Annotated in this window: 18 protein-coding genes; 5 read left to right on the forward strand and 13 right to left on the reverse strand. The window is 74.4% G+C overall.

What is annotated here, in order from left to right; all coding sequences use genetic code 11:
- Positions 1 to 63: 63 nt before the first annotated feature.
- Entirely contained in the window at positions 64 to 360 is a 297-nt protein-coding gene (locus tag ACZ68P_RS21880; protein WP_471008579.1) for a hypothetical protein, read from the reverse strand.
- A gap of 144 nt (positions 361 to 504) precedes the next feature.
- On the opposite strand from ACZ68P_RS21880, the gene ACZ68P_RS21885 reads away from it, so the two are divergent.
- Positions 505 to 3,108, forward strand: a complete 2,604-nt coding sequence (locus tag ACZ68P_RS21885) for a SpoIIE family protein phosphatase (RefSeq protein ID WP_471008803.1) — start codon at positions 505 to 507, stop codon at positions 3,106 to 3,108.
- A gap of 21 nt (positions 3,109 to 3,129) precedes the next feature.
- On the opposite strand, the gene ACZ68P_RS21890 is transcribed toward ACZ68P_RS21885, so the two are convergent.
- A complete protein-coding gene (locus ACZ68P_RS21890; RefSeq protein WP_471008581.1) occupies positions 3,130 to 3,351 on the reverse strand; it encodes a hypothetical protein in 222 nt (73 codons plus the stop codon).
- A 198-nt stretch (positions 3,352 to 3,549) separates the two neighbouring features.
- Between ACZ68P_RS21890 and ACZ68P_RS21895 the strand changes: the two genes are divergently transcribed.
- Positions 3,550 to 3,801 carry a type B 50S ribosomal protein L31 gene (locus ACZ68P_RS21895; protein ID WP_471008584.1) on the forward strand — a complete coding sequence of 84 codons (252 nt, stop codon included), beginning with the start codon at positions 3,550 to 3,552 and terminating at the stop codon, positions 3,799 to 3,801.
- Between the two features lie 157 nt (positions 3,802 to 3,958).
- Here the strand turns inward: ACZ68P_RS21895 and ACZ68P_RS21900 are convergent, their stop codons facing one another.
- The 7 genes from ACZ68P_RS21900 to ACZ68P_RS21930 form a co-directional block, all read right to left on the reverse strand.
- Positions 3,959 to 5,104: an epoxide hydrolase family protein gene (locus tag ACZ68P_RS21900; protein ID WP_471008587.1), complete on the reverse strand. Its 1,146-nt coding sequence runs from the start codon at positions 5,102 to 5,104 to the stop codon at positions 3,959 to 3,961.
- Between the two features lie 357 nt (positions 5,105 to 5,461).
- Entirely contained in the window at positions 5,462 to 5,959 is a 498-nt protein-coding gene (locus ACZ68P_RS21905) for a peptidylprolyl isomerase (RefSeq protein ID WP_471008590.1), read from the reverse strand.
- A 123-nt stretch (positions 5,960 to 6,082) separates the two neighbouring features.
- Positions 6,083 to 6,310 carry a hypothetical protein gene (locus tag ACZ68P_RS21910; RefSeq protein ID WP_471008593.1) on the reverse strand — a complete coding sequence of 76 codons (228 nt, stop codon included), beginning with the start codon at positions 6,308 to 6,310 and terminating at the stop codon, positions 6,083 to 6,085.
- Positions 6,307 to 6,945, reverse strand: a complete 639-nt coding sequence (locus tag ACZ68P_RS21915) for a DUF6629 family protein (protein ID WP_471008596.1) — start codon at positions 6,943 to 6,945, stop codon at positions 6,307 to 6,309. The genes ACZ68P_RS21910 and ACZ68P_RS21915 overlap by 4 nt, the downstream gene beginning before the upstream one ends.
- Before the next feature lie 163 nt (positions 6,946 to 7,108).
- Positions 7,109 to 7,609 (reverse strand): NUDIX domain-containing protein, encoded by a 501-nt coding sequence (locus ACZ68P_RS21920; RefSeq protein WP_471008598.1) that lies wholly within the window; start codon positions 7,607 to 7,609, stop codon positions 7,109 to 7,111.
- A 122-nt stretch (positions 7,610 to 7,731) separates the two neighbouring features.
- Positions 7,732 to 8,607, reverse strand: coding sequence for a YhjD/YihY/BrkB family envelope integrity protein (locus tag ACZ68P_RS21925; RefSeq protein WP_471008601.1), 876 nt, complete (start codon positions 8,605 to 8,607; stop codon positions 7,732 to 7,734).
- 66 nt (positions 8,608 to 8,673) lie between these two features.
- Positions 8,674 to 9,030 (reverse strand): luciferase domain-containing protein, encoded by a 357-nt coding sequence (locus ACZ68P_RS21930; protein ID WP_471008603.1) that lies wholly within the window; start codon positions 9,028 to 9,030, stop codon positions 8,674 to 8,676.
- Positions 9,031 to 9,236: 206 nt separating this feature from the next.
- On the opposite strand from ACZ68P_RS21930, the gene ACZ68P_RS21935 reads away from it, so the two are divergent.
- Positions 9,237 to 9,821, forward strand: a complete 585-nt coding sequence (locus tag ACZ68P_RS21935; RefSeq protein ID WP_471008605.1) for a nucleosidase — start codon at positions 9,237 to 9,239, stop codon at positions 9,819 to 9,821.
- A gap of 193 nt (positions 9,822 to 10,014) precedes the next feature.
- On the opposite strand, the gene ACZ68P_RS21940 is transcribed toward ACZ68P_RS21935, so the two are convergent.
- Complete coding sequence (locus tag ACZ68P_RS21940) at positions 10,015 to 11,013, reverse strand: helix-turn-helix domain-containing protein (protein WP_471008608.1); 999 nt, start codon at positions 11,011 to 11,013, stop codon at positions 10,015 to 10,017.
- 52 nt (positions 11,014 to 11,065) lie between these two features.
- Between ACZ68P_RS21940 and ACZ68P_RS21945 the strand changes: the two genes are divergently transcribed.
- Positions 11,066 to 11,470 (forward strand): cupin domain-containing protein, encoded by a 405-nt coding sequence (locus ACZ68P_RS21945; protein WP_471008611.1) that lies wholly within the window; start codon positions 11,066 to 11,068, stop codon positions 11,468 to 11,470.
- 22 nt (positions 11,471 to 11,492) lie between these two features.
- Here ACZ68P_RS21945 and ACZ68P_RS21950 read toward each other — a convergent pair whose 3' ends face one another.
- The 3 genes from ACZ68P_RS21950 to ACZ68P_RS21960 all read right to left on the reverse strand — a co-directional run bounded on the left by ACZ68P_RS21950 (position 11,493) and on the right by ACZ68P_RS21960 (position 15,259).
- Complete coding sequence (locus ACZ68P_RS21950) at positions 11,493 to 12,593, reverse strand: PP2C family protein-serine/threonine phosphatase (protein ID WP_471008614.1); 1,101 nt, start codon at positions 12,591 to 12,593, stop codon at positions 11,493 to 11,495.
- A 342-nt stretch (positions 12,594 to 12,935) separates the two neighbouring features.
- The gene (locus ACZ68P_RS21955) at positions 12,936 to 14,459 is read right to left on the reverse strand and encodes an MFS transporter (RefSeq protein ID WP_471008616.1); all 1,524 of its coding nucleotides are present in this window, start codon (positions 14,457 to 14,459) and stop codon (positions 12,936 to 12,938) included.
- A 107-nt stretch (positions 14,460 to 14,566) separates the two neighbouring features.
- Entirely contained in the window at positions 14,567 to 15,259 is a 693-nt protein-coding gene (locus ACZ68P_RS21960) for a TetR/AcrR family transcriptional regulator (protein WP_471008618.1), read from the reverse strand.
- A 297-nt stretch (positions 15,260 to 15,556) separates the two neighbouring features.
- Between ACZ68P_RS21960 and ACZ68P_RS21965 the strand changes: the two genes are divergently transcribed.
- Positions 15,557 to 16,141: a TMEM165/GDT1 family protein gene (locus tag ACZ68P_RS21965; protein WP_471008621.1), complete on the forward strand. Its 585-nt coding sequence runs from the start codon at positions 15,557 to 15,559 to the stop codon at positions 16,139 to 16,141.
- Positions 16,142 to 16,191: the final 50 nt, after the last annotated feature.

Genomic DNA, 16,191 nt, shown 5'->3' on the forward strand with positions numbered 1-16,191 from the left:
TTGGTTGCAGGCATGATTCAAGGGATGAGTTAAGTCGTACGTCAAGGGTTCGGGCGCCGAAGGTTACGTCGGCCGGTTCCCGGGCCGGCCGTCCCGGTCGTCGGACGGCCGCCTTCCCGCCGTCAGCGATGCCACGAGCACCCCGGCGAGGGCCGCCCACACGACCGCGCCCGCACCGGCCCGGCTCCAGGCCACGGCGCCGAGGAGGACGGCGGCGGCCAGCCCGGCACCGAGCGCCCGCGGATCCTTCGCGAAGGCCCAGACGCGGCGGCCGGCGCCCGGGTCGCGCCACTCCAGGACGGCCGCGCGGCAGACGAGCGCCGCCGCGGCGATCACCGCTGTCAGGACACCGGCCTCCATGGCACCCGCCTCCCCGCCTTGGCCCCCCATGTTCCCCGACGCGACCGCCCCTCGCCCCCGGGCGGCGCCGGATTCCCGGAGAACGACGACGGCTCGCGGCCCCGGCGCGGAAAGCGCCGCGCGACGCGGTCCGCAACCGCCGAGATGCGGGGCGGCTCGGCCCGGGAGCATGCTGGCAGTGTGACCTCGTACGGTGCGCCCGGCCCCGTGTCGTCGGCCGACGCCGGGGACGCGGCCAGGACAGCGCGCGCCGACGTACAGGCGTTCGGTGCGCTGCCGCTGACGCTGGCCGAGGCCGCCCTGAGGACGATCGAGGCGGTCGGCGGCTACGCGGGCGGTGTGTACCTGCGCTCCGGCACCCCCGGCCTGCTGCGGCTCGCGGTCCTGGCCGGTCTGCCCGGCTCCTTGTTCCGGCCCTGGTGGCGGATGCATGTGAACCGCCCGTTCCCCGTGGCGGAGGCGTACCGCTCCGGCCAGCCGGTGCACCTGGCCGACGCGGAGGAGGCCATGCGGCTCTTCCCCCAGTTCGTGGCGAGCCTGCCGTTCCCCTTCGCCTCCCTCTACGCGCCGGTCGTCAGCGGCCGCGAGCGGTTCGGGGTGCTCGTGGTGCTGCGTGCGCCCAGCCCGGGCGTGCCCGTCAACGCCCGCGACCGGGGGCGGCTCGCCGAGGAGGCGCGCCGGCTCGGCGCGGCCCTCGCGGAGCTGAGCGCGGACGGCACGTCGGTCGCGTGGCCCACGGAGCCGGTGTGCGTCCAGCTGCCGTCGGCCGGCACCCCGCCCATCCGGATCGGCTACTTCGACTGGGACCTGGACTCCGGAAAGGTCACCGTCGACGACGGGCTGCGGGCGATCATCGGCGACGAGGCCCCGTGGCCCGGGACCATCGAGGCGCTCACGGCCCGCCTCGCCCCCGAGGACACCTACGCCCTGTGGACGATCGCCCGCCGGGCCGCCGAGTCCGGCGCTCCCGTGGCCCGGCGGATCCGGCTCAAGGGCCCGGACGGCGGGCTCCACCTCCTCGAGGTCTCCGCCCGCGCCGCCTCCCGCGACGGGCCGGCCGGCTCCTCGGCCGCGATGACGGCCCCGCCGCCGGCCGACGTCCCGCCCGGCCTCCCCGCCGGAGGACGGCTGACCGGCTCGCTGGTCGACCTGGGCACCGGCCTTGTCGGCTCCGACGCCACCGACCGGCTTCCCCGCGCCATCCTCGCCATCGACCGGCTCGGGCGGATCACCTACGTCAACCACCGGACCGAGGACCTCGTGGGCCGTCCCCGGTCCGCGCTGGCCGGGCGGCCCCTCGTGGAGGTCTTCCCCTGGTTCGGCCACCCCGCCCACGAGGAACAGCTGCGCGCGGCCCTGCTCTCGGACGAGTCGGTGCACTTCCTCGCCCACCCCTCGGAACGGGAGTGGCTCTCGGTCTCGCTCTATCCCGGCCACGACGGGGTGACGCTGCTGCTGCTCCCCGAGGAGGACCCCGTCTACCAGCCCACCTCCGTGACCAAGCCGGACATGGGCTTCGGCTCCCCCGCGGACCGCGCGGCGGCGCTGTACCGGCCGGTGGCGCTCGCCATCGCCCTGACCGAGGCGGTCACCGCCCGCCAGGTGTCGGCGGTGGTGACCGACGAGCTGCTCCCCGCCTTCGGCGGCCGCCAGCTGGCGATCTACCTCCTGAGCGAGCGCCACCTCTACCTCGCGTGGGAGACCGGGTTCCCGCCCGGGTTCCTGGAGCCGTTCGACGGCGTCGGTCTCGACGCCCGGCTGCCCGGCGTCGAGACCCTCACGACCGGGCGACCGCTCTTCTACGAGTCGATGGAGCAGCTGCGGGTGGCCTATCCGGGGCTTCCGCTGGACGCCGACACGGGGGCCCGGGCCTTCCTCCCGTTGATCGCCTCGGGCCGGCCCGTCGGTTCGTGCATCCTCGGTTTCGACCGGCCGCGCGGGTTCAGCCCGGAGGAGCGCACCGTGCTGACGGCCCTCGCCGGGCTGATCGCCCAGGCGCTGGAGCGGGCCCGCCGCTACGACTCCGAGTCCGCGCTGGCCCGCGGACTGCAGGACGCCCTGCTCCCCCACCGCCTGCCGGTGCTCGACCAGGTGGACACCGTGGCCCGCTACCTCCCCGGGACGCAGGGGATGGACGTCGGCGGGGACTGGTACGACGTGATCGAGACGGCGCAGGGACAGCTGGCGCTGGTGGTCGGCGACGTCCAGGGGCACGGGGTCGCCGCCGCCGCCACGATGGGCCAGCTGCGCAGTGCCGTGCGGGCCTTCGCCATCGGCGGCCATCCGCCGCAGGAGGTGATGCAGGGCACCAACCGGTTGCTGATCGCCCTCGACCCGGGGCAGTTCGCGAGTTGCTGCTACATCGTCCTCGACCCCCGTACCGGTGCCACCCAGGCCGTGCGGGCCGGGCATCCCCAGCCGCTGCTGCGGCACCCGGACGGGGAGACGGAGGTCATGGACCTGGCGGGCGGCCTTGTCCTCGGCATCGACGCCGACGCGACGTACCCGGTGACCGAGGTGCGCCTGGAACCGGGCGCGGTCCTCGCCCTGTTCACCGACGGGCTCGTGGAGCAGCCGGGCCACGACATCGACGAGGGCGTGGAGCGGCTGCGCCGTACCTTCTCGGCCACGGGGTCCGCCCCGCTCGCGGAGACGGCGGACCGGCTGATCCGGGACGCCCGACGCGCCACGGACCGCCCGGACGACATCGCCCTCCTGCTGGCCGCCCGCTGGGCGTCCCCCGCCTGACGCCGGACCCGGGTCCCGGGGTCAGCGCCGACGGTGGTGGTGGTCGCCCATGGTCGGCATCGAACCGTGCTGGGCCATGGCCGAGAACGAGACCCGGTCGTGGTGTGCCTGCTCTCGGCGCGCCTGCTCCATGAGAAGCCCGTCGGCGTTCTCGGTCCGTCCGCTGCCGCGTCGCAGCAGCGTCACGACGAGCAGGGCGACGGCGACCCCGATCACACCCAGCAGGACGACGACGGCGGCCATGCGCTTCCCCCTTCACCGGCGGCCGCCCCGGGGGCGGCGCGCGATCACCTGACGATAGCGGGCCTTTGATCACGAGGGAACGGCCTCACGGGCCCCGCCCTCTCCGCGCCCCGTCACCCGGTCGGCCCCCGGTCGCTGGTCGGCGTCACGGAGCGCCGCGAGGCTGGGCCCAGAAAGCAGGCCGCTCGAGGAGGACATGTGCAGCAGGACAAGCAGCCGGAGTACGGACCCGTCGTGTTCCGCGACCGCTCGGCCGGGTTCGCGTTCCTGACCCGTTCCACGGCGACGAGTGAGCAGACCATCGAATGGGACGACGGCCGGACGTACCCCGTCGTCGACGTCGAGATCTCCTCGGAGAGCCACCCCTTCTACACGGGCAAGGCCCGCACGGTGGACTCCGAGGGCCGCGTCGCCAAGTTCGAACGCCGCTACGGCGAGGAGTCCTCCTGAGGACCCGAGAGCGACCCCGTCCCGAAAACCGGCCGGGAGACGGCCGGTTCGCCGACCAGGTCGTCGAGCGCCGCCGGGCCGAGCCGCGCGCTCCTTCTCCGCGTGGGCGGAGCGCGACGCGACGGCCTTCGGCCCGGCGGCCTGAGCGGCGGCGCGGCTACCGCAACGGACGGAAGAAGGCGCGCAGTTCCTCGGCGACCTGGGCGGGTTCCTCGTGCGCCATGAAGTGGCCGCCACGCCCCGGGGTGCTCCAGTGGCGCAGGTCGCGGAACGTGCGCTCCGCGAGGCTCCGGGGATAGTCGGCGTAGGCCGGTTCGTGGCTCAGGGTGATCGCGGCCGGGACCTCGACGGGCGGCACGGGCCGGTTGTGCGGGTAGTCGTAGTACTGCCGGAAGGAGGAGCCGATGGAGCCGGTGGCCCAGTAGAGGGTGGCCACCGTCAGGAGGGTGTCCCTGTCCCAGCGGGACTCGACGTCCCCCGCGCAGTCGCTCCAGTCGCGGTACTTGTCGACGATCCAGGCCAGCAGCCCGGCGGGCGAGTCCCGCAGGGCGGCGGCGATCGTGTCCGGCCGTGTGCACATGATCTCGCTGTAGCCCCCGTCCTGGGCGTCGTAGGCGGTGAGGGCGTCGAGGTAGGTCCGCTCCTCCGGCGTGGGCGGTTCGGCCTCGAAGTCGCACGCGACGACGGCGGAGGTGATGTGCACCCCGACCACCTCACGGGGGTGGAGGCCTCCGAGCCACTGGGTCACCCCGCCGCCGATGTCTCCGCCGAAGGCGCCGAAGCGCGCGTGGCCGAGCGTCTCGGTCATGAGGGTGTGCCAGGTCTCGGCGACCCCCCGCCGCGTGAACGGCCCGGCCGGCGGAGCGGAGTAGAGGAATCCGGGCAGCGAGGGCACGACCACGTCGAAGGCGTCGGCGGGGTCACCGCCGTGCGCGGTGGGGTCGGCGAGGAGTTCGGCGACGGGCAGCATCTCCACGAAGCTGCTCGGCCAGCCGTGCGTCAGGATCAGCGGGAGGGGGGCGGGCGCGCCCTCGGCGCGCCGGCCGCTGAGCCGGACGAAGTGGACCGGGCGTCCGCCGACGTCGGCGATGTGGTGCGGATAGGTGTTCAGATGGGCCTCGGCCTTGGCCCAGTCGAAGCCGTCGGCCCAGTGGGAGACGAGACCCCGGAGGTAGCCGGGGTCGGTGCCGGCCGCCCAGTACGTGGAGTCGGACGGCTCGGTGTAGAGCGTACGGCGCAGGCGCTGCCGCAGGTCGTGCAGGACGTCGTCGGAGACGGAGATCCGGAAAGGCGTGACGGTCATGGTTCCTTCGCTCGGGAGTGCTCGTTCGGCGGGCACTCCCGTGCGCGGTCGCGGTTCAGTCCGCCGCGACGACGGGGAGGGCCCGAGGGGGGCGCTGGTCGTTCATGCGGGCTCACCTCCAGGTTCCGGCCGGGCTCGGCGCGGGCCGCGGGCGTACGGGGTCGGCGTGTGGCGCGACCGTACGGAATCGGCACGTGGGGCGACCGTACACGCGGCACCGGAGGCGCGCATCCGGTTAACGAGCCGGGGGCCGTATCGGGGCGGGGGCGCAGACGAAGACCGCCCCTGCGAGGACTCGGCAGGGGCGGTCGCGCGCTCCCCTCAGGGGCGCGCCGGTGTGCGTGGGGCGGAGGGCGCTCAGGCCTTGACGACGCCGGAGGCGGACACGGCGATCTTGGCGCTGGTGGCGCCGGAGCGGGAGCCGAGGCCCTCGATCTTCTTGACCAGGTCCTGGCCCTCGACGACCTCACCGAAGACGACGTGCTTGCCGTCGAGCCAGTCGGTCACGATGGTGGTGATGAAGAACTGGGAGCCGTTGGTGTTGCGGCCCGCGTTCGCCATCGAGAGGAGGTACGGGCGGTCGTGCTTGAGCTGGAAGTTCTCGTCCGCGAACTTCTCGCCGTAGATGCTCTTGCCGCCGGTGCCGTCGCCCCGGGTGAAGTCACCGCCCTGGAGCATGAACTGGGGGATGACGCGGTGGAAGGGGGAGCCCGCGTAGCCGAAGCCGTGCTCGCCGGTGGCGAGCTCGCGGAAGTTCTTCGCCGTCTTCGGGACGACGTCGTCGAACAGCTTGAAGACGATACGGCCGGCCGGCTCGTCATTGATGGTGATGTCGAAGTAGACGTTCTCGCTCATGGGGACATCCTGTCATTCCCTGTGCGCGGCGCGCGCACGGGCTGCCGCCACATGACGGATCCCCGCACACCGCCGTGGGTGCGGGGATCCGTAGATCCGTTCCTTGCCCGGTCCTGACACCGACTACGGGCGGGGGCCGCTGTCGGGGAGCTGAAGGCTGCCGTCGGGAACGACGGGCGTGGCCTCGTCCAGCAGGGTGTCGAGCTCCGTGTCGTTCTGCGAGAGTCCGGTGAGGCCGGCCGCACCCGCGTCCGCGCCGGTGGCGGCGGTCGCGTGGGGCGGCGGGGTGACGAGGGCCGTGACGACGCCTGCGGCGAGGGAGGCGATGGCGAGCATGCTGCGCTTCTTCATGCCCTGGTCAACTGCCGAGGCGCCCGGGGGTTACGGCCTCGTACCCAGACGAGCAGAACGAGCGAGGCGACGGCGGCGAAGGCGCACCAGGTGGAGACGAACTCCGTGCGCCACAGCAGGACGCAGACGACCGCTCCGGCGCCGGTCAGCAGGCCGAGGAGGCGCAGCAGGCGGTCGCGGGAGAGCAGCAGCGCGCCGACGGTGGCGAGGAGATAGGCCGCGATCAGCGGGGCCGCGAAGGGCAGGTCGAGCACGTATCCGAGGGTGTGGCCGCGGACCTCGGCCGTGACGGGCCGGTCGGCCAGGCGGTGGCCGAGGACGCCGGCGACGGCCGCGCCGGCCGCGACCGGGACCGCCAGGCGCCGTCGGTCGGCTCGCGGGGAGGCGGCCAGGACCCCGAGCGGGACCCACAGGGCCAGCAGGGGCAGGGCGATCACGGCCCAGGCGAGCGTGGCCGGGCCCGCGCCGCCGCCCGCGCGCCAGACCGCGGACTCGACGATCTGGTGTGCGCCGAACAGCAGGGGCAGGGCGGCCAGCGGCGCGTCGCCGGGGCGTCGCACGGAGGCCAGGCAGGCCACCCCGACGGCGGCGATGGCGGTGCCCGCCACGAGATCGGCCGTCGCGCTCCAGCACACGTCCCAGACATATCAGATGAGATCCCATGAAATCCTCTGAAACCACCTGGTGCATGCTCGGAGTCCCCCGGGGCGGCATGCCGCTCCCCCGGCTGAAGCCTCCTCACGCCGTGCGGGACGCCCCGGCCTCCCGGAGCGTCCCGCGCTCGGCGCGCCGCCCCTCTCAGATCTCGGCGCCGCTCTCCACGTACACGGTGGTGCCGAGCCGACGCGCCCGGTCGATCTCCGCGAGGCGCGCGAAGCTCCGTGGCGTCATCTCCCGCTCCCACTCGGCCAGCGTGCGCACGCTGAACTCGCTGTGCTCGTCGGGGTCGAGGACCACGGCGTCAAGCTGGTCCCGGGTCAGGACGCCGCCGTCGAAGACGAACCCGATGCGGTTGGCGGGCCACTCCTCCCCCTGGTCTCCGACGAAGTGGGTGCCGAGGAGCCGCGGCCGGCCCCGGAAGACGATCCCCGTCTCCTCGTGACACTCGCGGACCGCCGTCTGCCAGGGCGTCTCCCCCGGGTCCATGTTGCCTCCGGGCCACTGCCACAGCTCGGTCGGGTAGGAGGCGCGGAGCTGGAAGGGCCGGCCGTCGGTGTCGGTGAAGTACAGGCAGGCGTACGCCGTCGCTCTCGGCAGCGTCGCGATGTACTCGGCGGGCGGCAGCCAGGTGTTCGCCATGGGGCAGCTCTCTCTCGGCGGTCGGACCATGTGGATCACTCCCATCCAAGCGGTCCGCACGGCGGCGCCGGCCGAGCCGTCCGCGCGTCACCGGATCGGGTGAGCACGGGCGCGGCCCCCGGTCAGCCCGGATCAGGGGTCGGGTCGAGGGGCTCCCGATCGAGCCGCCGGGCGACCCGGCGTTCGTGGATCAGCCGGCCGACCAGCGCGCCCCCGTACACGACGTAGCCGACGCCGACGAGCCAGGACTGCAGGACGAGGACCGTCCCGAACTGCCCGTACGTCACGGCGTTGGAGGCGATCAGCGGGGAGAAGACGAACTGGGAGAAGATCCGCAGGCCGAACAGCCCGAGCGCCGTGCAGACGGCCCCGGGGGCGAGGGCGCGCCACCGGATCCGCCCGCAGAGGAGCAAGCGCTGCGACCACCAGAAGAAGAGGGCGGTCCCCACCGTGTCCGCGGCGGCGACCGCGACGGTCGCGCCGGCGCTCTCCGGTGGGGGCGTCGCCGCGAAGACGAGGAGCGCGGCGACGAGCACGGCGAGCCAGACGACATGGCGCCACATGGTGTGCCAGCGAGCGGTCGGGAGGTCCCACACCCGCTCGTATCCCGTCTGGACGGCGGAACCGAAGGTCACACCGAACGCCGCGAGCGCCGCGAGGCCGAAAGCGGTGGTCCGTTGCAGCGCCTGCCCCGGTTGACCGAAGAGCTGTTCGACCTCCTCCTCGGAGACCTCGGACACCCCGAGGCCCTGGACGAGCCAGCGGGCGAAGCCCCGGCCGCTGGCGAGGTCGGCGGCGGCGACGATGATGAGCAGCGGTACGAGGGTGAGGAGGCTGAGGGCCGCGAACCCCATCGCCCGGTGCATCAGCTCCATCTCGCGCCCCCGGCTCCAGGCGAGTCCGATGACCGAGGTCACGACGCGCTGGTAGAGCCTGCGGAACCGGTGGCCGTGCTCGTCGAGGGCGGCCTCGTGGGGCGCACCGGATGTGGGGGGCATGCCACGGGGAGTACCCGCAGGGAGACGGGACCCCTCCGGCATGCCGCCGAACGGGCTACGCGGACGTCAGGTGCGGGTGCAGCCGTCCGGCACGCCGTCCCCCGTGTCCGGGGCGCGGGTGGAGGCCTGGAGCGCGGCGCTCACCAGCGTCGCCAGCAAGTCGATGTCGGATCCCATGTCCAGACGGACCGTCACCCAGCCGGAACCGGCACGCAACCGCACGGCGCTGGACCCCAGGAGGGCGGGCCGCAGCTTCGCGATCATGGCCCGGCTCAGGTGGACGTCGGCCTCGTGTTCACCGTGGAAGTGGACGATCTCGCGCGTGGCGGTCCGCAGGCCGACCTCGGCGCCGCAGAGGGCGGGGTCGGCGATCAGCGAGGGCCAGCTCATCAGGCGTTCACTGGCGTGCCTGGCTGTGTTCATACCGAGGAGCGTGCCGGGACGAAGGCCCGCGCACAAGCGTCCTGCAGTAAGAAACACGCCGCGGCGTGAAATCGTCTCTCGGGGTGGTGGCGGCGGTGACGGAGGGGGCACCGCGGCGGCGGTGACCGGCGGTGTCGCGGTGGTCACGGGGCCGGTCGGAACCCGCCGGTTGTACGGGCGGGGGCGTCTCGAACTAGCGTGACCCCATGGAACTCATCGGGAAGATAGCGGCCGACCGACCCCTGCTCGTCCTGGCCGTCAAGGAGGAGGCGCAGTTCCTCGACACGGACCTGCCGATCCTGCTGACCGGCATGGGCAAGGTGAACGCGGCGACCGCGCTCGCCACCACGCTCGGCCGGGGCCCCCACCCCTCCGGCGTCGTCAATCTGGGCACGGCCGGTGCCCTGCGGCCGGGCTGGACGGGGACGCACGTCGTCGGCGCCGTGCTCCAGCACGACCTCGACGGCGAACTGCTCGCCACGCTGACCGGTGAGACCTACGGCGGGCCGCTGGCCCTCCCGGACGGCGGCGGGGTCGTCCTCGCCACCGGCGACGCCTTCATCTCGGACGAGGCGGCCCGCGCCCGGCTCGCCGCCCGGGCCCCGCTGGTGGACATGGAGGGGTACGCCCTGGCGTCCGCCGCGGCCGTCGCCGGGGTCCCGCTGCGCATCGTCAAGCACGTCAGCGACGAGGCGGGTGCCGGCGCGGCCAGGACCTGGCGCGAGTCGGTGGCGGACTGCGCCCGCGCCCTCGCGGACTGGGCGGCGGCGAACACGCCGTACCGCTCCTGAGGCGCCCCGGACCGGCCGCGGAGGCGGTCCGGGCAGGCGGTCCGGGCAGGCGCGTGACGAGGTGCCCCGTCCGACGGCGTCGGCGCGAGGGCGGGTCGAGAGGGCAGCGGTACGGGCCGACGGGCCGCGGATCGGGGCGCGACGGTGCCGCCCGAACGGGGCGCCGAGGGGCGAGGGGGCGATCCGAAGGGGATCAGCCCGCCGCCGGACCGAAACGGCGGCGGTACGCGGAGGGTGACAGGCCCGTCTGCCGGTGCATCAGCGCGCGCAGGTTGGCGGCCGTACCCAGTCCGCTGGAGCGGGCTACGACGTCCAGGGAGACGTCGCCGCGTTCGAGGAGACGGCAGGCGAGGGACACCCGCTCGCCGGTCAGCCAGGCGAGCGGGGTCGTGCCGAGCTGGGCCCGGAAGCGGCGGTGCAGCGTCGCCGGGCTGACCGCCGCGCGGGCGGCGAGGTCGGAGACGGCGAGCGGGGAGCCCAGCCGCTCCTGCGCCCACGCGAGCAGCGGCGCCAGGGACTCCTCGGGCAGGTCGGGGACCGGTCGCTCGACGAACTGGCGCTGCCCGCCGTCCCGGTGGGCGGCGAAGACCAGTCGGCGGCTCACCGCGTTGGCCACCTCGGCGCCGTGGTCACGGCGCACGACGTGCAGTCCGAGGTCGAGGGCGGCGGCGCTGCCGGCGGCGGTGAGGATGTCCCCGTCGTCGACGAAGAGGACGTCCGGTTCGAGCCGTACGGAGGGGAAGCGGGCGCGGAAGGAGTCCGCCCACTGCCAGTGCGCGGTCGCCCTGCGGCCGTCGAGGACCCCCGCCTCGGCCAGGGTGAAGGCTCCGCTGCAGAAGCCGATCAGGCGTGCCCCGCGCGCGTGGGCACGGCGGACGGCGTCGAGCACGGCGGGGCGGCGGGGCACCTGCACGTCCGGGCGGTTGGGGACGATCAGGGTGTCCGCGTCGTCGGCGGCGTCGAGCCCCGCGACACCCGTGAGGGTGAAGAACCCGTCGCGCATGAGCGTCCTGGGCTCGGGCGAGCAGAGCCGGAAGTCGTACAGCTCGCGGCCGATCTCGGGCCGGCGCAGCCCGAACACCTCGGTGGCACAGCCGAGTTCGAAGGGGTTGGAGTTGGCGTCGACGATGACCACGACCCGGTGCGGGCCCGTACGGTCCCGCTCCGCCCCGTGCGAGGATCCTTGCGACATGTGCTCTTTCTAGCACTCGCGGCGGTACTCGGTCACGGCGCAGGATGGGCGCATGAGCGACCTGAGCAGCAACGACCCCATCGCCCTCACCCAGGCACTCGCCTCCTTCGAGGACCTGTGGAGCCCTCGCATCGTGACGCGGGTGAACGACTACGACGTCCGCGTGGCCAAGGTGGCGGGCGAGCACGTCTGGCACGCCCACGACGACACGGACGAGTTCTTCCTCGTCCTCGACGGCGAACTGCGCATCGCGCTGCGGGAGGACGGGACGGAGCGCACCGTGACGCTGGCCAAGGGCTCCGTCTTCACCGTCCCGCGGGGGGCCGAGCACCGCCCGTACGCTCCCTCCGGCGCGTCCATCCTGCTCTTCGAGCCGACCGGGACGCTTTCGGTCGGCGACCGGCACGGGGAGATCCCGGACCACGTGGACGCGACGACGGGCCACGCGCTCGGCTGAGCCGGCCGTCACGGCCTCCGGATCACGGGCGTACGACGAGGACGGCGGCCACGTCGTCGTCGAGGCCGTCGGCCCCGTAGGCCACGAGATCGGTGTGGAGCAGGGCTGGGAGGCGTTCTCCGGGGACGCCCGCCCAGCCGCGCAGCCGCTCCTCCAGGGGGTAGAAGACGCCGGCACGGTCGCGGGTCTCGCTCACCCCGTCGGTGAAGAGCAGCAGGCGGTCCCCCGGCCCGAACGGCACCTCCTCGACGCGGTGCCTCTGGTCGGCGAGGCCCGCCAGGCTGAGCGGCAAGGAAGGGTCGGTGAACTCCACGGGCCGTACGCCTGAGCCGTGTTGCAGCAGCGGGGCGGGGTGGCCGCAGCTGAGGAGCCGGGCGATGTGCCCGTCGTCGGGGACCTCCACCAGGACGACGGTGGCGAACCGCTCGACGGCGTCGGAGTCCGGCTCCCAGGTGCGATAGCGGTCGAGGCCCTTCTCGAGCCGGTCGGCCAGCTCGGGCAGGTCCGCCGCCTCGTCGACGGCGGCGCGGAAGGCGCCGAGCAGCACGGACGCGGTCTCGACGGCCCCGAGCCCCTTGCCCTGGACGTCCCCGAGCATCAGCCGCACGGCGCCGGGCACGCGCACCGCCTCGTAGAAGTCGCCGCCGATCCGTGCCTTGGCCGCCGCGGCGACGTACAGCAGGTGCAGCCGCAGGGCACCCAGCCGGGGCGAGAGGGGGCGCAGGACGACCCGCTGGACGACCTCGGCGACTGCCGTGACCTCCCGCAGATCCCGCTCGTACCGCACCCGGACCCGGCTGACCCAGACGGCGGCCGCCGTCACCGCCGCGAGGACCACCTCGTTGGCGAGCAGATCGGGCAGGAACGGCTCCCCCCGCGAGAGCCCGAGCAGCGCGCGCAGCCCCATGGCGAGCCCGCCGATGAAGACGGTCCCGCGGACGCCCCAGGTCACCGCGGCGAGGGCGGGTGCGGCGACCAGGAGGCGGTCGAACCGTTCCCGCTCGGGGGTGAGGAGATCGACGACGACCGTCAGCGCCATGACCACGAAGGGCAGCGAGCGACCGAGGGTGATCTGCGTACGCGTCCGGGCGGAGGGGAACTGACGGTGACCACCATGGGGCATTGCGTGATCGTACGCAGAGGGCGCGGCGGGTCTCCGGTTCCCTCCGGGGCGTGTCCGGACGAGGGACGGCGACGGCGCGGACCGGGAGGGCCGCCTGGGCCGCCCGGTTCGGCGGCGACCGCCCGCGCCTGCCCCGGACTGCGGAAGCCGCTCGGTGCGCACCGGGGGCTCCGGGGCACCGGCTTCCGCTTCGGCCTCGGATGCGGCTGCGCCGCCTGGGCCACCCGGCTCAGCGGCGGCGTACGCCCGCGCCCACCCCGGCCGCTACGGCCGCTCCGTGCCTGGCAGGGGGCCGGGGGCACCGGCTCCCGCTTCGGCAGCGGATGCGGATGCCGCCCCGGATCACGGTCCGGATGTGGCGCCGGCCGAGGCCGCGGAGGTCGCTCCGGATGTCGGGCCGGGTTCGACGCCGGCCGCGGGGTCCGCCCCGGTGTCGGCCTCGGCCTCCGGCGGCCGTGGGCGCCCCGGGAGCCCCAGCGCAGCGGCCGCGCCGGCCGTGGCGATGACGGCGAGGACCAGCAGGGCGGGCGTCGTGCCGCCCGCGTCGCGTCCGGTCGGGACGACGGTCATCAGGAGGGTCGCGACGGCGACGCCGAGGGCCGGGCCGATGTTCATGGCGGTCTGCTGGAGGCCGCCGGCGACCCCGGCGTCGGCCACGGCCGCCCGGTGCACGAGCACGGCGGTGGCGGTGACCATGACCGTGACGAATCCGGCGCCGACCAGGGCGAAGCAGCCTCCGGTCGCCAGGGCCGTCGCCCCTTCGTCGAGCCGGGCGAGGAGCAGTACGCCGACGGCGAGCAGGGACGCGCCGGAGACGGTCGTGACGCGGGGGCCGAAGCGGCGGGGAAGCAGCGCGGCGACGGGCGCGCCGAGCACCATCACGGCGGCCAGGGGCAGGGCCCACAAGGCACTGTGCAGCGGGTCGAGACCGAGGGTGTCCTGAAGGAAGTACGTGGTCACGAACAGCGTGCCGAACAGGGCCGCGGAGGCGGCGAGCAGGGTGCCGAGGCCGGCGAGGACGGGCGTCGACCGGAGCACCGCGGGTGGCAGCAGCGGATGCGGGGTGCGCCGCTCGTGCCGGACGAGCGCGGACCCGGCCGCGAGCGCCGTGACGCACGCGAGCGGGGTCACCAGGGGGCTGGGAGTGGTGACCAGCACGTGGACCAGGCAGGCGAGCGTCACGGCCAGCAGACAGGCGCCGGGCAGGTCGAGCCCCCGGGAGGCGCGCGGGCCGCGAGTAGCGGGCGGCGGGGCCGGCAACGGGACGGCGGCGGCGAGCAGGCCGACGAGCAGCGCCGGCACGGCGGTGAGCAGGAAGACGGACCGCCAGCCGTACGCGCTCACCAGCGCGCCCCCGACGAGGGGGCCGGCCGCCGCGGCGAGCCCGATCGCGCTGGTGCGCAGGGCGATCGGCATGGCGAGCCGGTCGGCCGGGAAGGCAGCGCGCAGCATGCCCAGGGTGGCCGGTTGCAGCAGCGCTCCGCAGACGCCCTGCGCGACCCGCAGACCCGTCACCCAGCCGATGCCGGGCGCGAAGGCGATGCAGGCCGACGTGGCCGCGAAGCCGAGCGTGCCGAGGGCGAAGAGCCGGCGGTGGCCGTAGCGGTCGCCGAGCCGTCCGGCGAAGACGAGGAGGCCGGCGACGGCGATGAGGTAGCCGGTGCTCGTCCACTGGACCTGGTCGACGTCCGCGCGCAGATCGCGCTGGAGCGCCGGCTGGGCGATGGTGAGCACGGTGCCGTCGAGGGCGACGACGGCGGCGCCCAGGACGCTGCAGGCGAGCGTGGCACGGCGCCGGACCGCGACCCCGCGCGTCCCGCCCGGCCCGGGAACCCGCTCCGTGGAGCGGCGTCGGGCCGTCACCACGCGTGCCCCGCCGGGTCCAGGCGCCCGCCCGATGCGCCGGCGCCGGGTCTTCACCCCGCGCGTCCCGCCCGGCCCGGGCACACGCTCCGGGGAGCGGCGTCGGGCCGTCACCGTCCGCGTCCCGCCGGGCCGAGATGCGCGTCGACGGCGGCCCGGAGCAGGGGCGCCACCGCGTCGGCGCCGGTGGCGAGCTGGAGGCTGCCCCAGCCCCACAGCTGGGCGATCCCGTGCAGGTTCGCCCAGAGCGCCCCGGCGACGACGGACGGCTGAGTGGCGCGGGCGGCGCCGTCGGCGCTTCCGGGCCCTCCCTCTCCCCCGGCCCCACGTCCGCCCCCCGCGTCCACGCCCGCGTCGGCCTCCGGGCGGGCAAGGGCCAGAGCGACGAGCCGGGTCAGCAGCTCGAAGAGAGGCAGACTCGTCTCCCGCAGCCCGAGCCGTCCGCTCTCCAGCAGGTCGTGCCGGAACATCAGCTCGTACATGCCGCGGCGCGTCAGGGCGAAATCGAGGTAGACCTCGGCGAGCGCGTACAGCCGGGCGCGATGGTCGTCGCCCGCGCCGCCGCCCTTTCCCTCGGCGGCTTCGGCGACGCGGGCGGCCAGCTCGGCGAAGCCCTCGCGGGCGATGGCGGAGAGCAGGTCGAGGTGGGCGGGGAAGTAGCGGCGGGGCGCGCCGTGGGACACCCCGGCGCGCCGGGCGATCTCGCGGAGGGAGAGGGCCTGCGCCCCCTCCGCGTCCACCAGCTCGACACCGGCGTCGACGAGCCGGCCGCGCAGTCCGTCGGCTTCCTGGTCCTGAGTCATAGACAGTGTCTACCAAACTCCATAGACACTGTCTACTAAGATCGGCGCAAGGCTCCGGTAGACTGTCCGCCAGCGAAGGGGAGTAGCCCCGCGAACCGGTCGTCGACACACTGGAACCCTCGGGTTCCCGGTGGCCGGGTCCGCGCGAGAGCGTGGACGGGCGAGACCTTCGGTCAGGCATTCGCCATGTCCGCGTTCCGTGGGCGTGGTCCGTCATGCCGGGCCGAGTGGTTCTTCCCGTCGCCCACCGTGGTGCCGTGCGGATCCCGGGCCCGGATCGAGCAGAGAGCCCCCGGTATGCACCTCGACCCCTTGGCGATCCTCACCGCCTTCGGGCTGATCTTCCTCGCCGAGCTTCCCGACAAGACGATGTTCGCGTCCCTCGCCATGGGCACGCGGATGCGTCCGCTGTACGTCTGGTTCGGCACCTCCACCGCGTTCGTCGTGCACGTCGCCATCGCCGTCGGCGCGGGCAGCCTCATCGGCCTGCTGCCGGACTGGATCGTCAAGCTGATCTCGGCCCTGCTCTTCGCCTTCGGCGCGTTCATGCTGCTCCGCAGCGGGGGCGACGACGACGAGGACGACGCCGGCGGCAGGACCGTGACCGGCTTCTGGCCGGTCTACTCCACCGCCTTCATGGCCGTCTTCATCAGCGAGTGGGGCGATCTGACCCAGATCACCACGGCCAACCTGGCCGCCACCAACGGCACCTGGTCGACGGCGATCGGCGCCGCCGCCGCCCTGATGAGCGTCTCGGCGCTCGCCCTCGTCGCGGGCCGGTTCATCGCCAAGCGCGTTCCGCTCAAGACGGTGCAGCGCATCGGCGGCCTGTGCATGGCGGCCCTCGCGATCTGGTCCCTGACCGAGATCTTCGTCGGCTGACCCGTCGGGCGACGAGCGACACAGGGCGCGTGCCCGGACCTTCACCGGCC

The sequence above is a fragment of the Streptomyces sp. NPDC036822 genome (assembly GCF_055609145.1).

What these genes read in the sequence shown, in the direction of transcription:
- ACZ68P_RS21880 (WP_471008579.1), bottom strand. Translation starts at nt 360, where the DNA reads ATGGAGGCCGGTGTCCTGACAGCGGTGATCGCCGCGGCGGCGCTCGTC.
- ACZ68P_RS21885 (WP_471008803.1), top strand. Translation starts at nt 505, where the DNA reads ATGCGGGGCGGCTCGGCCCGGGAGCATGCTGGCAGTGTGACCTCGTAC.
- ACZ68P_RS21890 (WP_471008581.1), bottom strand. Translation starts at nt 3,351, where the DNA reads ATGGCCGCCGTCGTCGTCCTGCTGGGTGTGATCGGGGTCGCCGTCGCC.
- ACZ68P_RS21900 (WP_471008587.1), bottom strand. Translation starts at nt 5,104, where the DNA reads ATGACCGTCACGCCTTTCCGGATCTCCGTCTCCGACGACGTCCTGCAC.
- ACZ68P_RS21905 (WP_471008590.1), bottom strand. Translation starts at nt 5,959, where the DNA reads ATGAGCGAGAACGTCTACTTCGACATCACCATCAATGACGAGCCGGCC.
- ACZ68P_RS21910 (WP_471008593.1), bottom strand. Translation starts at nt 6,310, where the DNA reads ATGAAGAAGCGCAGCATGCTCGCCATCGCCTCCCTCGCCGCAGGCGTC.
- ACZ68P_RS21920 (WP_471008598.1), bottom strand. Translation starts at nt 7,609, where the DNA reads ATGGCGAACACCTGGCTGCCGCCCGCCGAGTACATCGCGACGCTGCCG.
- ACZ68P_RS21925 (WP_471008601.1), bottom strand. Translation starts at nt 8,607, where the DNA reads ATGCCCCCCACATCCGGTGCGCCCCACGAGGCCGCCCTCGACGAGCAC.
- ACZ68P_RS21930 (WP_471008603.1), bottom strand. Translation starts at nt 9,030, where the DNA reads ATGAACACAGCCAGGCACGCCAGTGAACGCCTGATGAGCTGGCCCTCG.
- ACZ68P_RS21935 (WP_471008605.1), top strand. Translation starts at nt 9,237, where the DNA reads ATGGAACTCATCGGGAAGATAGCGGCCGACCGACCCCTGCTCGTCCTG.
- ACZ68P_RS21940 (WP_471008608.1), bottom strand. Translation starts at nt 11,013, where the DNA reads ATGTCGCAAGGATCCTCGCACGGGGCGGAGCGGGACCGTACGGGCCCG.
- ACZ68P_RS21945 (WP_471008611.1), top strand. Translation starts at nt 11,066, where the DNA reads ATGAGCGACCTGAGCAGCAACGACCCCATCGCCCTCACCCAGGCACTC.
- ACZ68P_RS21950 (WP_471008614.1), bottom strand. Translation starts at nt 12,593, where the DNA reads ATGCCCCATGGTGGTCACCGTCAGTTCCCCTCCGCCCGGACGCGTACG.
- ACZ68P_RS21960 (WP_471008618.1), bottom strand. Translation starts at nt 15,259, where the DNA reads ATGACTCAGGACCAGGAAGCCGACGGACTGCGCGGCCGGCTCGTCGAC.
- ACZ68P_RS21965 (WP_471008621.1), top strand. Translation starts at nt 15,557, where the DNA reads ATGCACCTCGACCCCTTGGCGATCCTCACCGCCTTCGGGCTGATCTTC.